The sequence below is a fragment of the Kutzneria kofuensis genome, from assembly GCF_014203355.1.
Lineage (GTDB): Bacteria > Actinomycetota > Actinomycetes > Mycobacteriales > Pseudonocardiaceae > Kutzneria > Kutzneria kofuensis.
Map to the genome: position 1 here is coordinate 1,524,645 of NZ_JACHIR010000001.1, position 16,337 is coordinate 1,540,981.

Consider the following 16,337-nt stretch of genomic DNA (forward strand, 5'->3'; position numbering starts at 1 on the left):
CAGACCAACCATGTGAACAATTCTGTCCTGACCGATTCTTGTGAACGAAAGTCACCTGGCGCGGACCACCCGGCCCTCGTCCCACACGGGTTCGGCCACCTCGTGAACTTTGCCGTCCGACCCGAACAGCAGGAACCGGTCGAACGACCGGGAGAACCACCGATCGTGCGTCACGGCGACGACGGTGCCGGTGAACTCCTCGAGCGCGTCCTGCAGCGCCTCGGCCGAGGTGAGGTCGAGGTTGTCGGTCGGCTCGTCCAACAACAACAGCGTGGCGCCGGACAGTTCGAGCAGCAGGATCTGGAAGCGCGCCTGCTGTCCACCCGAGAGTGTCTCGAACCGCTGGTCACCGCTGGCCGCCAGGCCGTAGCGGCTCAGCACGGACATCGCGGCGCCGCGGTCGAGGCCCTTGCGGCCGCCCTCCCCGTGCCACAACACATCCACGAGCGTGCGGCCGATCCACTCGGGATGCTCATGTGTCTGCGCGAACAGCCCCGGAACGACCCGCGCGCCCAGCCGGCACGACCCGGTGTGCGCGACGTCGCCGCCGCCCAGCAGCCGCAGGAAGTGGCTCTTGCCGGAACCGTTGGAGCCCAACACCGCCACCCGGTCGCCGAAGAACACCTCGACGTCGAACGGCTTCATCAGGCCGGTCAGCTCCAGCCGCTCGCACGTGATCGCACGGACGCCGGTGCGCGAGCCCCGCAGCCGCGGCTTGACCTCGTGCTCCTGGGGCAGTTCCGGCGGCCGCGGGCCCTCCTCGAACTTGCGCAGCCGGGTCTGCATGGCCCGGTACCGGGAAGCCATGTCCGGGCTGCTCGCCGCCTGCCGCTGCAGTTCCCGCACCAGGTCGATCAGGCGCTGGTGCTCCTCGTCCCACCGCTTGTGCAGTTCGGCGACCCGGGCCCAGCGCGCCGCGCGGGCCTCGTGCCAGGTGCCGAAACCGCCGCCGTGCACCCAGGTGGTCCGGGCCTCCAGCGCGATGATGTGGGTGGCGGCGTTGGCCAGCAGCTCGCGGTCGTGGCTGACCAGCAGCACGGCCTTGTTCGACTCGCGGAGCCGCTCCTCCAGCCAGCGTTTCCCCGGCACGTCAAGGTAGTTGTCCGGTTCGTCGAGCATCAGCACCTGATCGTTGCCGCGCAGCAACGCCTCCAGCACCAGCCGCTTCTGCTCGCCGCCGGACATCGTTCGCACGCCCCGAAAGCGGGCCCGGTCGTACGGAATGCCCAGCGCCGCAACGGTGACGACGTCCCACAGCACCTCGAGGTCGTAGCCGCCGAGCTCGCCCCACGCCGCCAGCGCGTCGGCGTAGCGCATCTGCGTCGGCTCGTCGTCGACCTCCATCAACGCGAGCTCGACTTCGTCGAGTTCCTTCGCGGCGGCCCGCAGCGCGGGCGCGGCGACGGCGAGCAGCAGGTCGCGGACCGTGGACTCGTCCCGCACCGACCCGATGAACTGCGGCATCACGCCGAGCCCGCCCTGCACGACCACGCCGCCGTCGGCCGGCGTCAGCTCGCCCGACAGGATGCGCAGCAGCGTCGTCTTGCCGGCGCCGTTCTCGCCCACGACGGCGGCGACGTGGCCCTGCGACACGCGGAACGTGACGTCACTGAACAGCTGCCGGCCGTCGGAGAGCTGATAGGCGAGCCCGCCGGCCTCTAGGAACCCCATAACGGGTCATGGTGACCTACTGGACCCGCCATGTCCTAACCGGTTACTTGCTGGGGTCCAGCACGAGCTTGCCGACGGTCTTGCGGGAGCGGATGTCGACGTGCGCCTGGGCCACGTCGGTGAGCGCGTAGTCGCCGCCGAGCAGCGGCTTGAGCTTGTTGGTGGCGACCAGCCCGAACAGCTCGCTCATCGCGTCGCGCATCATCGCGGGGCGGCGGAAGCAGTCCTGCAGCCAGAAGCCGATCACCGACTTGGAGTGCGCCATCAGCTTGTTCGGGGCCACCGGCGTGCCCATGGTGCGGGACGCCGCGCCGTAGGCGACGAGGCGGCCGAAGCTGTCCAGGGCGCTCAGCGACGCGTCGAACACGCCGCCGCCGGTCATCTCCAGCACGATGTCGACGCGCTTGCCGTCGTTGGCCTCGATCAGGCGCTCGGCCAGCGTGTCGGCCGGGTCGGCGTCGATCGCCACGTCCGCGCCGAGGTCGACAGCCAGGCCCCTTTTGCCGTCCGAAGAGGCAGTCCCGATGACCCGGCCGGCGCCCCACAGCTTGGCCAGCTGCACGGCCAGCGTGCCGACGCCGCCGGCGGCGGAGATCACCACGACGGACTCGCCGACCTGCATGTGCGACGAGGTGCGCAGCAGGTGCCAGGCGGTCGTGCCCTGCACGATCAGCGCGAGCGCCGCCGCGTCGGAGACGCCGTCCGGGACCTCGAAGGCCAGGTGCTCGTGGGTGAGGGCGTACTCGGCGTAGCCGCCGCCGGCGCTGAGCGCCACCACGCGGCGGCCGTCCTCGGTGCGGCCGACGATCTCGCCGCCAGGGATGAACGGCAGCTTCTGCTGGGCCAGGTACGAGTTCTCGGCCTGGTGGGTGTCGGCGTAGTTGATGCCGGCCCGGTCCACCTTCACCAGCAGCTGGCCGTCGGCCGGCACCGGCTTCGGCAGCTCCACCACCTTCAGCACCTCGGGCCCGCCGAACTCGCTGACCTGCACCGCACGCACCGTTTGACTCCTTCGTCGCCGTTCCGTACGGTGTACGGTACAGTGTACGGCATGGAGACGACAGCCCGGACGAGGGTGCCCCGCAACACACTGAGCGCGGAGCTCGTCGTCACGGCCGCGCTCACCCTGCTCGACCGGGTCGGCGTCGAGGCGTTCAGCGTGCGCGCCCTGGCCAAGGACCTCGGGGTCGCGCCGATGACGCTGTACACCTACTTCCGCGGCAAGGACGAGCTGCTCGACGCCGTACGCGATCACGCGCTCGGGGCCGCCACGCTGACCACCGCGTACGGCGGCTGGCAGCACCAGGTGCGCACTATCTGCCGGCGGCTGCGCGGCCAGATCCTGGAGCACCCGTGCCTGACCGCGCTGCTGCAGCAGCGCCCGCTGGCCGGGCACGAGTCGGCGGAGTCGTCCGAGTCGCTGCTGCGGGCCCTGGTCGAGGCCGGTTTCAACGCCGAGAACGCGGCACGCGCGTACACCACGGTCCTCGGCTTCGTCGTCGGCGTGACCACGCTCGAGGTCCGGCTGCTGGAGGAGAACCGGGACCCGGAGCGGCGGGAGAAGGTGCGGCAGATAATGACCGGCCTGCCGGCCGAGCGCTATCCCACGCTGGTCGAGCACGCCGCGGCGCTGCGCCAGACCGTCGGCGGCGACGCCCAGTTCGAGTTCGGGCTGGACCTGCTGATCGCCGGCATGGAGCAGCGTTTGATACTTAGCCCATGAAGGAAGTTGTCACGTGAACAAGGTGGAGCTGCCTGAAGGCGCGACGCTGCCCGTGCGGCACCCGGACGCACCCGCGCCCGGCGAAGAACTGCCCGTGCACTACTCGCAGTGCTTCGGCTGCGGCGACAACGAAAGCGGCCTGCACATGCGGGTCCGGGCCGGCGAGGGGCTGACCCTGCACGGCCGGTTCCTGGTCACCGACCACCACCAGGGCGCGCCCGGGCTGGCCCACGGCGGGCTGCTGGCGTGCGCGTTCGACGAGATGCTCGGCATGTTGGGCATGCTCACACACATCCCGGCCGTCACCGGCCGGCTGGAGACCGACTTCCGGCGCCCGGTCCCCGTCGACTCCACGCTGCACATCCGGGCGCAGGTGGACGGCGTGCTCGGCCGCAAGATCTACACCAGCGCCGTCGGCCGCCTGAACGCCGAGGACGGGCCGGTGGCGCTGACCGCCCAGGGCCTGTTCATTGAGGTCGGGCTGGAGCACTTCAGCAAGCACGGCCGCGGGCTCGAGGGCCGTGACTTCGAGGTCAACCCCTGATGCTCGGAAAGCGCCTTTCCTCAACTCCGAGTAGAGGAAAGACGCGTTCCGAGCGTCACTGGGCCTCGCGGGAGAGGGCGATCAGGCGGGAGACCGCGCGCAGGTACTTCTTGCGGTAGCCGCCGCGCAGCATCTCGTCGGTGAACATCTCCGACAGCGGCAGCCCCGACACCGCGACCGGCACGGCCCGGTCGTAGAGACGGTCGGCGAAGGCGACCAGGCGCAGCGCCACGTCCTGGTCCGGGGCGGCGTGGACGTGCTTGAGGTGCACCGCCGTCACGTCGGTGACCAACCGGCCGTAGCGGGACGGATGCAACTTGGCCAGGTGGGCGCACAGTGCGTCGAAGTCGTCGAGCGTGGCGCCGGGGGTGGTGTCGGCGCTGGTGATCAGCTGCTCGTCGGTCATCGGTTCCGGCGCGTCCGGCAGCCCGCGGTGCCGGTAGTCCGGGCCGTCGACCCGTACGACGTCGAACTGCTGCGAGAGGCTGCGGATCTCGCGCAGGAAGTCGTCCGCCGCGAACCGCCCCTCCCCCAGCTTCTCCGGCAGCGTGTTCGACGTCGCCGCGACGAACGTGCCGGCCGCGGTCAACTCCTGCAGGAGACGGGTCACCAGCGTCGTGTCGCCGGGGTCATCCAGCTCGAACTCGTCGATCGCCAGCAACCGGTGCTCGGACAGCCTCTTGACCGCCTCCATGAAGCCGAGGGCGCCAACCAGGTGCGTCAGCTCCACGAACGTGCCGTACGCCTTCGGGCCGGGGACCGCGTGCCAGAGCGAGGCCAGCAGGTGCGTCTTGCCGACGCCGAAGCCGCCGTCGAGGTACAGGCCGCGCTTGCCCTGTTCCTTCGCCGCGAACAGGGACTTCACCCAGGACCTGGACTTCGCCGCCGCCGCGACCTTGTCGGCGAAGTCCTTGCCGCTCCGCACCGCCGCCGCCTGGCTCGGCTCGTCCGGGTTGGGCAGGTAGCTGTCGAAGCTGACGTCGGAGAAGCGGGGCGGCGGGACCATCGCCGCCACGATCTCGTCCCCGCTGATCGTGGGGTGCCGGTCGATCAGGCGCGGGGTGGTCATGCCCGAATCGTAGTGTCGTGTTGGGATTGACCCGTGCGCATGCTGCTGCCCCACGACGGTGACATCGACGACATCGAGCTGGAACGGCTCTACGACTACCCGTCGGACCTCGCCCGGCCGTGGGTGCAGGTGAACTTCGTCTCCAGTCCCGACGGGGCCGTCACCGTCGGCGGCAAGTCGCACGGCCTGTCCGGACCCGCCGACAAGAAGGTGTTCATGCTCGGCCGCACCCTGGCCGACGTGGTGCTGGTCGGCGCCGGCACCGCCACCATCGAGGGCTACGGCGGCGTCAAGACCGGCGAGGTGCGGGCCGCCGTCCGCTCCCGCCTCGGGCTCAGCCCCGTTCCTCCCATCGCCGTCGTCACCCGGCGGGCCACCATCGCCCCCGACTCGCCGCTGGTGACCGAGACCGTGGTCCCCGCCATCATCCTCACCTGCGAAGCCGCCGCCGCCGACCGCCGCGCCGCGTTGTCCGACGCCGGCGCGGACGTCGTGGTCGCCGGTGATTCGGACGTCGACCTCCCCACCGCCCTCGCCGAGCTGGACAAGCGGGGTCTCCGCCGCGTCAGCTGCGAAGGCGGGCCGCACCTGTTCGGCGGCCTCATCGAGGCGGGCTTGGTGGACCAGCTCTGCCTCACCATCTCGCCCCTGCTGGCCGGCGGCGACGCCAGCCGCATCGCCTTCGGCCGAACCCCGGCCGCCCCGCGTGAGTTGGAGCTGGCGTCGGTGCTGACCGACGACAGCTTCCTGATGCTCCGCTACCGCGCCCGCCGCTCCGGCTGACCCCTCCTGCTTCCCCCACATGCGCTTCCCCTGTGGCATCAGGCGCCACAGGGGAAGCGCATGTGGCGTTGGGGGTGGGGGCTTGCCGACGCGCCACTGCCAGCGCCGACGCGCTTGTGGCATCGGCGGTTCAGCCCGTCCGGCGGCCGATGTTGGGCCGTTCGCGGGCTGACCCCGGGACCGGTTTCTGCCGATACGATCGGCTCGACGAGCCCGCGCCGGTCGATGACGTGATCTAATGATCTTGTTGTCGGCTGAAGCAGTTCGGTCGGGGGTGAGCATGCCGCGTCATGTCCAGCCGCGGGCCGGGTCGAGGGCCCGCACCGAGGCCTGCCTCGTGGACTGCCTGGTCGCGCTCGCCTGGCTGCTGCTGCTCGGCGGCGTGGCGATCGGGCTGCGGGCGTTAGGCCTGGAACCGCACTGGAGCGCCACCAGCGAACTGTCCGCCGACCTGGCCGCCCTCGCGATCGGGCTGGTGCCGGTCGGCATCTACCTCGTGCTGTCGGAGAACAGCCGGTCGCAGGGCAGCCTCGGCAAGCGCCGGGTGGGCCTGCGCGTCGTCCGGGCCGACGGCTCCAAGGCCAACGCCGGGCAGCTGGCGCTGCGCACGGCGATCAAACTCTTCCCCTGGTTCCTCGCCCATCTCGGGCTCAGCCGGCTGTGGATGCATCTCGGCACCGAGCAGACCGCGTGCTTCTGCCTCGCCTGCGTCTACGTCATCGTGCCGATCAGCATCGGCCTCGCCCTCGTGCACCCGCAGCGCCGGGCCCTGCACGACTGGCTCACCGGCACCCGCGTCGTCGCCGACTAGGGCCGCTTCGCCTTCGGCAGCTTGGCGACGATCTCCTCGTACGAGCGGTCCAGCAGCTCGCGGATACCGCTGCCGCCAGGCGTCGGCCTCCTCGGCCGTCCTCCCGCACTTCACGCCGACGCTGCGGCTGTCCATGCCGATGAACGCGAACGCCTTGTCGCCGACCTTGCAGACCAGCTCCCCGTCACCCCACGGATAGGTCTCCCGCGCCCCGGGCTTGGCCAGGCAGTGGGCGATCACCGCGTCCAGATCCATGCCTCACCGTAAGGGGCGGGCGGCGGCGCCCACCCCCGTGACCGGTCAGCACTACTTCAGGCCGGCGGCGTCCATGCCGCGCAACTCCTTCTTCAGGTCGGCGATCTCGTCCCGGATCCGGCCGGCCAGCTCGAACTGGAGGTCCCGCGCGGCGGCCATCATCTGGTCGGTCAGCTGCTGCACGAGGTCCGCCAGCTCGGCCCGGGGCATGGTCTTCACGTCCCGCTCGACCAGCACGCCCGACGACACGGCCTTGCCGCCCTCGGTGCCGGTGGCCCGCTTGCCGCGGGAGGCGTTGCGGCCGGAGCCGCCGACCTTCACCTCTTCGCTGTCCTCGGCCTCGGCGTACACCTTGTCGAGGATGTCGGCGATCTTCTTGCGCAGCGGCTGCGGGTCGATGCCGTTCTCGGTGTTGTACGCGATCTGCTTGGCCCGCCTGCGGTTCGTCTCGTCGATGGCGTACTGCATCGAGTCGGTGATCTTGTCGGCGTACATGTGCACCTCGCCCGACACGTTACGGGCGGCGCGGCCGATGGTCTGGATCAGCGACGTCCCCGACCGCAGGAAGCCCTCCTTGTCGGCGTCGAGGATCGCGACCAGCGACACCTCGGGCAGGTCGAGGCCCTCCCGCAGCAGGTTGATGCCGACCAGCACGTCGTAGTCGCCCAGCCGCAGCTGCCGCAGCAGCTCGACCCGGCGCAGGGTGTCCACCTCGGAGTGCAGGTACCGCACCCGGATGCCCAGCTCCAGCAGGTAGTCGGTGAGGTCCTCGGCCATCTTCTTGGTCAGCGTGGTGACCAGCACCCGCTCGTCCCGCTCGGCCCGCACCCGGATCTCGTGCACCAGGTCGTCGATCTGGCCCTCGGTCGGCTTGATCACCACCTGCGGGTCGACCAGGCCGGTCGGCCGGATCACCTGCTCGACGAACTCGCCGCCGGCCTGCCCCATCTCGTACGGGCCGGGCGTCGCCGAGAGGTACAGCGTCTGCCCGATCCGGTCCTGGAACTCCTCCCAGGTCAGCGGCCGGTTGTCCAGCGCGCTGGGCAGCCGGAAGCCGTGCTCGACCAGGTTCCGCTTGCGCGAGGCGTCGCCCTCGTACATGCCGCCGATCTGCGGCACGGTCACGTGCGACTCGTCGATGACCAGGAGGAAGTCCTCCGGGAAGTAGTCGATCAGCGTCGCCGGGGCGCTGCCGGCGCCGCGGCCGTCGATGTGCCGCGAGTAGTTCTCGATCCCGGAGCAGAAGCCGACCTGGCGCATCATCTCGATGTCGTACGTGGTGCGCATCCGCAGCCGCTGCGCCTCCAGCAGCTTGCCCTGCTTCTCCATCCTGGCCAGCGACTCGGCCAGTTCGGCCTCGATGCCGGCGATGGCCTTCTCCATCCGCTCCGGCCCTGCCACGTAGTGGGTCGCCGGGAAGATGCGCAGCTCGTCGACCTCGCGCACCACCTCGCCGGTCAGCGGGTGCAGGTAGTAGAGCCGGTCGATCTCGTCCCCGAAGAACTCGACCCGCACGGCCAGCTCCTCGTACGCCGGGATGATCTCCACGGTGTCGCCGCGCACCCGGAACGTGCCGCGGGCGAAGGCGATGTCGTTGCGGGTGTACTGCACGTCGACCAGGGCGCGCAGGAACAGGTCGCGCTCCACCTCGCCGCCGACCTTCAGCTGAACCGACCGGTCCAGGTAGGACTGCGGCGTGCCCAGGCCGTAGATGCACGACACCGAGGCGACCACGATGGTGTCCCGCCGGGTCAGCAGGCTCATCGTCGCGGAGTGGCGCAGCCGCTCCACGTCCTCGTTGATCGAGGAGTCCTTCTCGATGTAGGTGTCCGTCTGCGGGATGTACGCCTCGGGCTGGTAGTAGTCGTAGTAGCTGACGAAGTACTCGACGGCGTTGTCCGGGAAGAAGCCCTTCAGCTCGTTGGCCAGCTGCGCGGCCAGCGTCTTGTTCGGCGCCATCACCAGCGTCGGCCGCTGCAGCTTCTCCACCAGCCACGCCGTCGTCGCGGACTTGCCGGTGCCGGTGGCGCCCAGCAGCACCACGTCCGGCTCGCCCCGCTTCAGCCGCTGTTCGAGCTCGGCGATGGCCTGCGGCTGGTCGCCCGACGGCTGGTAGTCGGCGACCACCTTGAACCGGCCGTCCGCGCGCGGGATGTCGCTGACGGGCCGGAACTGCGAGGACGCGAGCACAGGTGAATCTGCCACGCCTCCCAGGGTAGGACGACCCCCCGACACTTTTCCGGCGAAGGCCCCCGCCAACCCAGGAGATCGACCCCGCCGGACCAGTTGGAAACGCGTGTCGCGCTCTCGGGTTAGCGAGTCCCGCTCTCGGGACACCACCCACACGACGCACCACGCTCGCACTGTCCCGAGAGCGGGACTCGCTGCGGTCCCGAGAGCGCGACACGCGGGGTTCCCCCGAGGTTCATCGCCTGTAATCCAGATCACATGGCGTCAACCTAATGGCCGCATGAACATCCTCCAAGTATCAGATCCACCACGGCAGGGCGATATTTGATCCACAATTCGCCGCGCCGCGAAGTCGGGGAGAACACCATGCGTTCCACCATTGCTGTCGGAGTGGCCTGCGTCGCCGGCGCGTTCGCGCTGAGCGCCTGCGGCGGTGCCCAGATCTCCGCCACGGTCACGCCCATCACCAGCGGAAACGCCACCACGAGCGCGTCCACGCCGACCACACCGGCACAGTCGGTCGACACCGGAACCGACGCGCCGCAAACGGGCAACAATGACCCACAGCCGGTCGTGGCCAGCAATCCGTCGAACTGCAAGTCGAGCGAGCTGAAACTGTCCTTCGGCCACGACTCCGACCACGCCATGCAGAAGACGTACACCTCGCTGCAGTTCACGAATGTCGGCCAGCGCACCTGCACTCTGCAGGGTTTCCCCGGCGTCTCGTATGTCACGGGTGACAGCGGCCAGCAGGTCGGCCTGCCGGCCAACCGCAGTGGCAACCTCGGCCCGGCGGTCACGCTCCGTCCCGGCGGCAGCACCACCGCCGGCCTGGTCATGGTCAACCCGGACCCGTACCCGGCCGACCAGTGCAAGCGGGTCGACGTGCGCGGCCTGCGGGTCTACCCGCCGAACGAGACCGCCGCGATGTTCCTGCCGACGGCGGGCGAGAGCTGCTCCGGCAACGTCGGCCCGCTGCTCACCGTGAGCAGCGTCGGAAAGTCGGCCACCAGCTGACCGAACGCCACCGTCCGGCAGCGGTCGGAATATGACCCTGCCGGAGGATGGCAGCGACGGCCCCGCAGGTCAGACGATGTCCACATGACCGTCCAGCTGCCCATCCAGGTCCGGGGCGACGCCCACGTCCATCCGCCGAAGGTCGAGCTGTTCGATCTGGCCGCGATGACCAACACGGACCCCAAGCGTCAGGTGCGCGCGGTCGACGAGTACCGGCTCGCCGAGCACGGCCTGTACATGTCGCGGGCCGTGGTCGGGCACCCGAAGCTGAAGCACTTCGAGTCGTGGCTGCTGCCGTCGCACGGGCTACGCGTCACCAAACAGAGCTGGTGGCCCGGGCACGAGCGGGACTTCGACTTCTACGTCGACGTGGTCCGCGTGCAGCCCGGCGAGCAGGTGTGGCGGACCGTGGACCTCTATCTGGACCTGCTGGTGCGTACCGGCCGCGAGGTGGAGGTGCTGGACACCGACGAGCTGATGGCCGCGGTGCGACTGGGAGTGCTCGGCGCGCAGGACGCGCAGGCGGCCCTGGAGGACACCTACCGGGCGGTGGCCGGGATCGCTGCGCACGGTTACGACATCCAGCGGTGGCTGGCCGCCGAGGGCGTCGAACTCACCTGGGCCAATAGCCGATGACGGGAATCACGGTCAAGAGCCGTTCGACTGATGGAGACGCTCGCAACCCATTCGGTATCCAAACGGCCACAATGCGTGATGTAACGAATCGACCCGGACGGTCACCGGACGAACACCTACGGCTACCCTCGGGTCGCGTGGGAACGGTCATCACTCCGCAGCTGGTCGACACCGTCGACACCTTCACCGGGGTCCGCACCTATTCGTCCGGTGGCACCCGACACCTGACGACGTGCGTGGTGGAACGGTGGGGGCTCCGGATGGAATGCCCAACGCCGGAGGATCCGTTCATCGACTGCGAGGTCACCTGGCTGCTGCCCGACCTGGGGCTGCGCCTGACCCACCAGCGCCCGCGCTCCCGGCACGGCCGGCCGACGCCGAGCACGCTGACCGCGGTTCGGGTGCAGCGCGACACGCGGTCCTGGCGGACCACGGACCTGCTGCTGGGCCTGGCCGTTCCCGGCGGCACCACCGCCCGAATCGTGCGCTCCGAGGAGTTCGCCGCCGCCGTCGCCGGCCGCGTGCTGCGTCCCGGCGACGCCGACCTGGCGCTGCGCACCGTGCACCGCACGCTCGAGGAGATCAGCCACTTCCGCCACGACCTCAACGCGTGGCTGAACCACCTGGACATCTTCGACGTCTGGCCGCCCCTGTAAGGACTTCCTCGCCCGGTAGCGCGTCCCGGGCGAAGTCGCAGTGGTCGTTCCCCGCCCGGCCACGCTTGCGGCTCCGTTAGGCGGGGACCAACTTCGGTGTGTCGCCGGGGGAATCCGGCGACACCGGCGGCTCCTGGTGGATCAGGCGGCGGGGTCCGGCGTCCAGCCTTCCCGCTCCGCCCAGGCCTCGGCCCGGGCGTCGGCCTGCGCGAACCAGGGCTCCTTGGCGTCGGCGTAGGTCGGGATGTCGGCGAAACGCGATGCCGTCTCACGTTTCACGGCTTCGTACTCGGCGCGAGCCTCGTCGTCGGCACGCAGCCAGGCCGGGAACAGCAGGGCGTAGCGCCGGCCGGGCGAGCCGGCGGCGCGGATGTGCAGATTGGCCCAGCGGCCCGGGTCCGCGCTGACGTGCATGCGCTTGCGCCAGTGCTCCGGGTCCGGGTCCGTCGCCTTGGGAGTGTCCCGGGTGAACTCCGGCCGCACCGGGAATCCCGCTCCGGTAAGGGTTTCCGCCAGCGCGTCGGCGTCGTCGAGGCTGGCGACCGTCATCTGCAGATCGATGACGTCCTTGGCGGCCAGGCCCGGCACGGCGGTCGAGCCCACGTGGTCGACGCGCAGCGCCTTGTCGCCTGCGGCCAGTTTGAGGCGGGCGATCAGGCGGCGGGCCTGGCGGGGCCACTCCGGGTCGTAGTCCACGATCTTCGGGCCGCCGCGCTCCGGGTACGTGCCCTCGCGGACGTGCCGCTCGAACGGCAGCAGCCGGTTGTGCCACAGCTCGTCCACCGCCGCCCGGATGTCCTCCTCGGCGCCGCTGTTGTCCAGCCACACGTCCGCCGCCTCGCGGCGCTGCTCCTCCGACGCCTGCGCGGCGATTCGCGCCCGTACGTCCTTTTCGTCCATGCCCCGGCTGGTGGTCAGCCGGTGCACCCGCAGCTCCACGTCCGCGTCGACCACCACGACCAGGTGAAACGCCGGCGCCATGCCGTTCTCCACCAGCAGCGGGATGTCCTGCACCACGATGCCGTCAGCTGGGGCTTTGCCCGTCAGCTCCACCGCCCGGTCCCGCACCCGCGGGTGCACGATCGAGTTGAGTCGGGCCCGGTTCTCCTCGTTGCCGAACACCTTCGCGGCCAGCGCCGGCCGGTTCAGGCTGCCGTCCTCGGCCAGGACGTCGTCCCCGAAGGCCGCGACGATCTCCCGCAGGCCGTCCGTGCCCGGCTCCACCACCTCCCGGGCGATCCGGTCCGAGTCGACCACCGTCGCCCCGAGCTCGGCCAGCCGCCTGGCCACGGTCGACTTCCCCGCCCCGATCCCACCCGTCAACCCCACCTGCAACATGCGCCGATTGTGGCAGCTCGCATCGGGGGTCCGGGGGCTTGCCCCCCGGCGTGGGGGTGTGGGGGCTCGGCCCCCACAAGACACGACTGAGGGACCTGGCTCGCGCTTTCCGCGAGCACAGGCCCCTCAGTCGCTCAGCTGACTACCGGCTACTCACTGACCGCCGGAGAGCTTCTCGCGCAGGGCGGCGAGCTGCTCGTCGCTGGCGAGGGTGCCGCCGCTCTGAGCAGGAGCCTCGGTGCTGCCGGAGGAGTAGTTGGTCTCCCCCTGCGCCTCGGCGTCGGCCTCGGCGGCCTTGGCGATCTGCTTCATGTGGGCCTCGTAGCGCTGGTGGGCCTCGGCGTACTGCCGCTCCCACTCCTCGCGCTGCTTGTCGAAGCCTTCCTGCCAGTCCTGGGTCTCCGGGTCGAAGCCCTCGGGGTAGATGTAGTTGCCCTCGGCGTCGTACTCGGCGGCCATGCCGTACTGGGTCGGGTCGAACTCGGTCTCCGTGGTGAAGCCCTCGTTCGCCTGCTTCAGCGACAGCGAGATCCGGCGACGGTCCAGGTCGATGTCGATGACCTTGACCATGACGTCGTCGTTGACCTGGACGACCTGCTCCGGGATCTCCACGTGGCGCTCGGCCAGCTCGGAGATGTGGACCAGGCCCTCGATGCCCTCGTCGACCCGGACGAACGCGCCGAACGGAACCAGCTTGGTGACCTTGCCCGGCACGATCTGGCCGATCGCGTGGGTCCGGGCGAACTGGCGCCACGGGTCTTCCTGGGTGGCCTTCAGCGACAGGGACACGCGCTCGCGCTCCATGTCGACGTCCAGCACCTCGACGGTGACCTCCTGGCCGACCTCGACGACCTCGGACGGGTGGTCGATGTGCTTCCAGGACAGCTCGGACACGTGCACGAGGCCGTCCACGCCGCCCAGGTCGACGAACGCGCCGAAGTTGACGATCGAGGAGACGACGCCCTTGCGGACCTGGCCCTTCTGCAGCTGGTTGAGGAACTCGCTGCGGACCTCGGACTGGGTCTGCTCCAGCCAGGCACGGCGGGACAGGACCACGTTGTTGCGGTTCTTGTCCAGCTCGATGATCTTGGCCTCGAGCTCGCGGCCGACGTACGGCAGCAGGTCGCGGACCCGGCGCATCTCGACGAGGGACGCGGGCAGGAAGCCGCGCAGGCCGATGTCGAGGATCAGACCGCCCTTGACCACCTCGATGACCGTGCCCTTGACCGGCTCGTCCTTCTCCTTGAGGGCCTCGATGGTGCCCCAGGCGCGCTCGTACTGGGCGCGCTTCTTGGAGAGGATCAGGCGACCTTCCTTGTCCTCCTTCTGCAGGACAAGGGCCTCGACCTCGTCGCCGACGCTGACGACCTCGTTCGGGTCGACGTCGTGCTTGATCGACAGTTCGCGCGAGGGGATGACGCCCTCGGTCTTGTAGCCGATGTCGAGCAGGACCTCGTCCCGGTCGACCTTGACGATGGTGCCCTCGACGATGTCGCCGTCGTTGAAGTACTTGATCGTCTTGTCGATAGCGGCGAGGAAGTCCTCCTCGGTGCCGATATCGTTGACGGCGATCTGCTGCTTCGGGGTCGTCGAAGCCGGGACAATGGTGGTGTCGGTGGACATTAGGTGGGTTGCTCCGGTACGGATTGGGTTAAGGGCCTGAAGTTGTCGTGCTGCGTGCGCCACCGAAACTCCAGGCCGTTGTCAAGAAGCACTGAGTCCAAAGTTCTGGGCAGCGCAGAACCTACTACGCGGCCCATATCGTACGCGCGCCCGTGACGGCCGGGCAAACCCGGTCCCCAGAAGGAGCAGTGTGAGCACGCAAGAACGCTACGCAGGCGCCGAGGACGTGCTCGGCACGGCGGGCGCGGCCAAGCGCGAGGTGGGCGGCGCGGAGTCCCGCAGCGCGAGTATTGCCTGGTGGGACGCTGACGCGGACGACTACCAGGCCGAGCACGGGGCCTTCCTCGGCGACGCCGACTTCGTCTGGTGCCCGGAGGGCGTCCGCGAGGCGGACGCCGGCTATCTCGGGGACGTGACCGGCCGCTCGGTGCTGGAGGTCGGCTGCGGCGCGGCCTCCTGCGGCCGCTGGCTGGCCGCCCAAGGCGCCAACGCGGTCAGCTTCGACATCTCGGCCGGCATGCTGCGCCACGCCGTGGCCGGCAACGAGGCCACGGGCCTGCATCCGGCGCTGGTGCGAGCCAGCGCCGACCAGCTGCCCTTCGCCGACGAGAGCTTCGACGCCGCCTGCTCGGCGTTCGGCGGCGTGCCCTTCGTGGCCGACGCCGGCGCGGTGTTCCGGGAGGTGGCCCGGGTGCTGCGGCCGGGCGGCCCGTGGGTGTTCTCGGTGACGCACCCGATGCGCTGGATCTTCCCGGACGACCCTGGCCCGATGGGCCTGACCGTCGTGCAGTCCTACTTCGACCGCACTCCCTATCTGGAGGTGGACGGGGACGGCAACGCCACGTACGTGGAGCATCACCGCACCCTCGGTGACTACGTGCGCCAGCTCGCCGGCGCCGGCCTGCTGCTGGAGGACCTGGTCGAGCCGGAGTGGCCGGCCGGGCACGACCGCGAGTGGGGCCAGTGGAGCCCGCTGCGCGGCCGGCTGTTCCCGGGCACGGCGATCTTCCGCTGCCGACGGCCGGCATGACGGTCACGGACACCTTGCTGGCCGCGCAGGAGGAGCACTTCGCGCGGTTGGACCGGGTGCTGCCGCCCGCGCCGGCGCCGGAACCGGGCGAAGTGATCAACGCCGCACTGCCGGACGGCACGCGGGTCGCGGCGGTGGTCGCGCGCCAGACGGTCAGTCCGGGCATGCCGTCGTGGTTGTGGTCGGCCGCCGACACGTACGAACTGCAGCCGCTGGTCGGCACCACCGGCGCGGCCGGCATGGACGCGGTGCTGCGAGCCTTCCGACACTGGCTGGACCGGGTCGGCGACCGCGGTGTCGACACGGCGGCGACGGTGGTCTGGCCGAGCCGGGACGTCGACTGCACCCGCGTCTTCCTCGATCACGGCCTGCAGCCGCTGACGGTCACGGCGGTGCGGCGGCCGACCACGGTCCGGCCGCCCGCGCTGACCGTGAACGTTCGCCCGGCGCTGGCGTCGGACGAGGACGCCGTCGTGGAACTGGCCATGGCGGAGGTCCGGTTCTCGGCCAAGGTCGGCGCGGCGATCGTGCGCCCCGAGGCGGAGCAGATGCGCCGGGCGTCGGTCGCCGGCCGGCTGGGCATGAACGACGACGTGTGGGTGGCCGAGCGGGACGGAGTCGTGGTGGGCCTCGCCGAGACGGGGATCATCGCCAACACGCCCGTCACGAAGACCAGCCGGCAGCTGCCGATCGGCCTGTGGGGATATGTGAACTGTCTTTCGGTGCTTCCGGGGGCAAGGGGCGCCGGAATCGGCCAGCAGCTGATGGCGGTCGTGCACAATCACTTCGCCGGCCATCGGACCGTCGGCTACTTCCTGCACTACAACCCGCCGAACCCGCTGTCGTCGGTGTTCTGGCCCCGGCAGGGCTACCGGCCGCTGTGGACCCAGTGGGAGGTGCGCCCGGCGGGCGCGCTTCGATGACCTGCGGGACGCTGGGGTCGAGATCACGTCGTCCCGGCTTGCGACGCGGCACCGGGGTACCCCACTAT

General features: G+C 70.3%; 15 protein-coding genes and 1 pseudogene. 9 read left to right on the top strand and 7 right to left on the bottom strand.

The annotated features are described in order from the left end of the window. Positions 1 to 51: 51 nt before the first annotated feature. Both BJ998_RS06900 and BJ998_RS06905 read right to left on the bottom strand, forming a co-directional pair. On the bottom strand, positions 52 to 1,671 hold the full coding sequence (locus tag BJ998_RS06900; protein ID WP_184859525.1) for an ATP-binding cassette domain-containing protein: 1,620 nt from the start codon (positions 1,669 to 1,671) through the stop codon (positions 52 to 54). Between the two features lie 43 nt (positions 1,672 to 1,714). Further along, the gene (locus tag BJ998_RS06905; protein WP_184859527.1) at positions 1,715 to 2,671 is read right to left on the bottom strand and encodes a quinone oxidoreductase family protein; all 957 of its coding nucleotides are present in this window, start codon (positions 2,669 to 2,671) and stop codon (positions 1,715 to 1,717) included. A 51-nt stretch (positions 2,672 to 2,722) separates the two neighbouring features. Between BJ998_RS06905 and BJ998_RS06910 the strand changes: the two genes are divergently transcribed. Then, on the top strand, positions 2,723 to 3,394 hold the full coding sequence (locus tag BJ998_RS06910) for a TetR/AcrR family transcriptional regulator C-terminal domain-containing protein (RefSeq protein WP_184859529.1): 672 nt from the start codon (positions 2,723 to 2,725) through the stop codon (positions 3,392 to 3,394). A gap of 13 nt (positions 3,395 to 3,407) precedes the next feature. Then, positions 3,408 to 3,938: a PaaI family thioesterase gene (locus BJ998_RS06915; protein WP_312889969.1), complete on the top strand. Its 531-nt coding sequence runs from the start codon at positions 3,408 to 3,410 to the stop codon at positions 3,936 to 3,938. A gap of 55 nt (positions 3,939 to 3,993) precedes the next feature. On the opposite strand, the gene zapE is transcribed toward BJ998_RS06915, so the two are convergent. Next, positions 3,994 to 5,007 (bottom strand): cell division protein ZapE, encoded by a 1,014-nt coding sequence (zapE, locus tag BJ998_RS06920; protein ID WP_184859531.1) that lies wholly within the window; start codon positions 5,005 to 5,007, stop codon positions 3,994 to 3,996. 39 nt (positions 5,008 to 5,046) lie between these two features. Here zapE and BJ998_RS06925 point away from each other — a divergent pair, with 39 nt between their 5' ends. Continuing rightward, positions 5,047 to 5,790, top strand: coding sequence for a pyrimidine reductase family protein (locus tag BJ998_RS06925; protein ID WP_184868487.1), 744 nt, complete (start codon positions 5,047 to 5,049; stop codon positions 5,788 to 5,790). 280 nt (positions 5,791 to 6,070) lie between these two features. Next, on the top strand, positions 6,071 to 6,601 hold the full coding sequence (locus tag BJ998_RS06930) for an RDD family protein (RefSeq protein WP_184859533.1): 531 nt from the start codon (positions 6,071 to 6,073) through the stop codon (positions 6,599 to 6,601). Positions 6,602 to 6,718: 117 nt separating this feature from the next. Here the strand turns inward: BJ998_RS06930 and BJ998_RS47190 are convergent. Both BJ998_RS47190 and uvrB read right to left on the bottom strand, forming a co-directional pair. Continuing rightward, positions 6,719 to 6,856, bottom strand: a pseudogene (locus tag BJ998_RS47190) (MmcQ/YjbR family DNA-binding protein); the annotation flags it as partial. Between the two features lie 51 nt (positions 6,857 to 6,907). Further along, entirely contained in the window at positions 6,908 to 9,061 is a 2,154-nt protein-coding gene (uvrB, locus tag BJ998_RS06940) for an excinuclease ABC subunit UvrB (protein ID WP_184859535.1), read from the bottom strand. Positions 9,062 to 9,412: 351 nt separating this feature from the next. On the opposite strand from uvrB, the gene BJ998_RS06945 reads away from it, so the two are divergent. The 3 genes from BJ998_RS06945 to BJ998_RS06955 all read left to right on the top strand — a co-directional run bounded on the left by BJ998_RS06945 (position 9,413) and on the right by BJ998_RS06955 (position 11,355). Further along, positions 9,413 to 10,063: a DUF4232 domain-containing protein gene (locus BJ998_RS06945; protein WP_184859536.1), complete on the top strand. Its 651-nt coding sequence runs from the start codon at positions 9,413 to 9,415 to the stop codon at positions 10,061 to 10,063. A gap of 84 nt (positions 10,064 to 10,147) precedes the next feature. Next, the gene (locus tag BJ998_RS06950; protein WP_184859538.1) at positions 10,148 to 10,699 is read left to right on the top strand and encodes a ribonuclease FAU-1 family protein; all 552 of its coding nucleotides are present in this window, start codon (positions 10,148 to 10,150) and stop codon (positions 10,697 to 10,699) included. A gap of 137 nt (positions 10,700 to 10,836) precedes the next feature. Continuing rightward, positions 10,837 to 11,355 (top strand): ribonuclease FAU-1 family protein, encoded by a 519-nt coding sequence (locus BJ998_RS06955; RefSeq protein WP_184859540.1) that lies wholly within the window; start codon positions 10,837 to 10,839, stop codon positions 11,353 to 11,355. 141 nt (positions 11,356 to 11,496) lie between these two features. Here the strand turns inward: BJ998_RS06955 and coaE are convergent, their stop codons facing one another. Together coaE and rpsA are read right to left on the bottom strand one after the other, a co-directional pair. Next, a complete protein-coding gene (coaE, locus tag BJ998_RS06960; RefSeq protein ID WP_184859542.1) occupies positions 11,497 to 12,693 on the bottom strand; it encodes a dephospho-CoA kinase in 1,197 nt (398 codons plus the stop codon). A 153-nt stretch (positions 12,694 to 12,846) separates the two neighbouring features. Then, on the bottom strand, positions 12,847 to 14,316 hold the full coding sequence (gene rpsA / locus BJ998_RS06965; RefSeq protein WP_184859544.1) for a 30S ribosomal protein S1: 1,470 nt from the start codon (positions 14,314 to 14,316) through the stop codon (positions 12,847 to 12,849). Between the two features lie 190 nt (positions 14,317 to 14,506). On the opposite strand from rpsA, the gene BJ998_RS06970 reads away from it, so the two are divergent. Together BJ998_RS06970 and BJ998_RS06975 are read left to right on the top strand one after the other, a co-directional pair. Further along, positions 14,507 to 15,346: a class I SAM-dependent methyltransferase gene (locus tag BJ998_RS06970; protein WP_184859546.1), complete on the top strand. Its 840-nt coding sequence runs from the start codon at positions 14,507 to 14,509 to the stop codon at positions 15,344 to 15,346. Then, positions 15,343 to 16,269, top strand: a complete 927-nt coding sequence (locus tag BJ998_RS06975; RefSeq protein ID WP_184859548.1) for a GNAT family N-acetyltransferase — start codon at positions 15,343 to 15,345, stop codon at positions 16,267 to 16,269. The genes BJ998_RS06970 and BJ998_RS06975 overlap by 4 nt, the downstream gene beginning before the upstream one ends. Positions 16,270 to 16,337: the final 68 nt, after the last annotated feature.

What these genes read in the sequence shown, in the direction of transcription:
- BJ998_RS06900 (WP_184859525.1), bottom strand. Translation starts at nt 1,671, where the DNA reads ATGGGGTTCCTAGAGGCCGGCGGGCTCGCCTATCAGCTCTCCGACGGC.
- BJ998_RS06910 (WP_184859529.1), top strand. Translation starts at nt 2,723, where the DNA reads ATGGAGACGACAGCCCGGACGAGGGTGCCCCGCAACACACTGAGCGCG.
- zapE (WP_184859531.1), bottom strand. Translation starts at nt 5,007, where the DNA reads ATGACCACCCCGCGCCTGATCGACCGGCACCCCACGATCAGCGGGGAC.
- BJ998_RS06925 (WP_184868487.1), top strand. Translation starts at nt 5,047, where the DNA reads ATGCTGCTGCCCCACGACGGTGACATCGACGACATCGAGCTGGAACGG.
- BJ998_RS06930 (WP_184859533.1), top strand. Translation starts at nt 6,071, where the DNA reads ATGCCGCGTCATGTCCAGCCGCGGGCCGGGTCGAGGGCCCGCACCGAG.
- BJ998_RS06945 (WP_184859536.1), top strand. Translation starts at nt 9,413, where the DNA reads ATGCGTTCCACCATTGCTGTCGGAGTGGCCTGCGTCGCCGGCGCGTTC.
- BJ998_RS06950 (WP_184859538.1), top strand. Translation starts at nt 10,148, where the DNA reads ATGACCGTCCAGCTGCCCATCCAGGTCCGGGGCGACGCCCACGTCCAT.
- coaE (WP_184859542.1), bottom strand. Translation starts at nt 12,693, where the DNA reads ATGTTGCAGGTGGGGTTGACGGGTGGGATCGGGGCGGGGAAGTCGACC.
- rpsA (WP_184859544.1), bottom strand. Translation starts at nt 14,316, where the DNA reads ATGTCCACCGACACCACCATTGTCCCGGCTTCGACGACCCCGAAGCAG.
- BJ998_RS06975 (WP_184859548.1), top strand. Translation starts at nt 15,343, where the DNA reads ATGACGGTCACGGACACCTTGCTGGCCGCGCAGGAGGAGCACTTCGCG.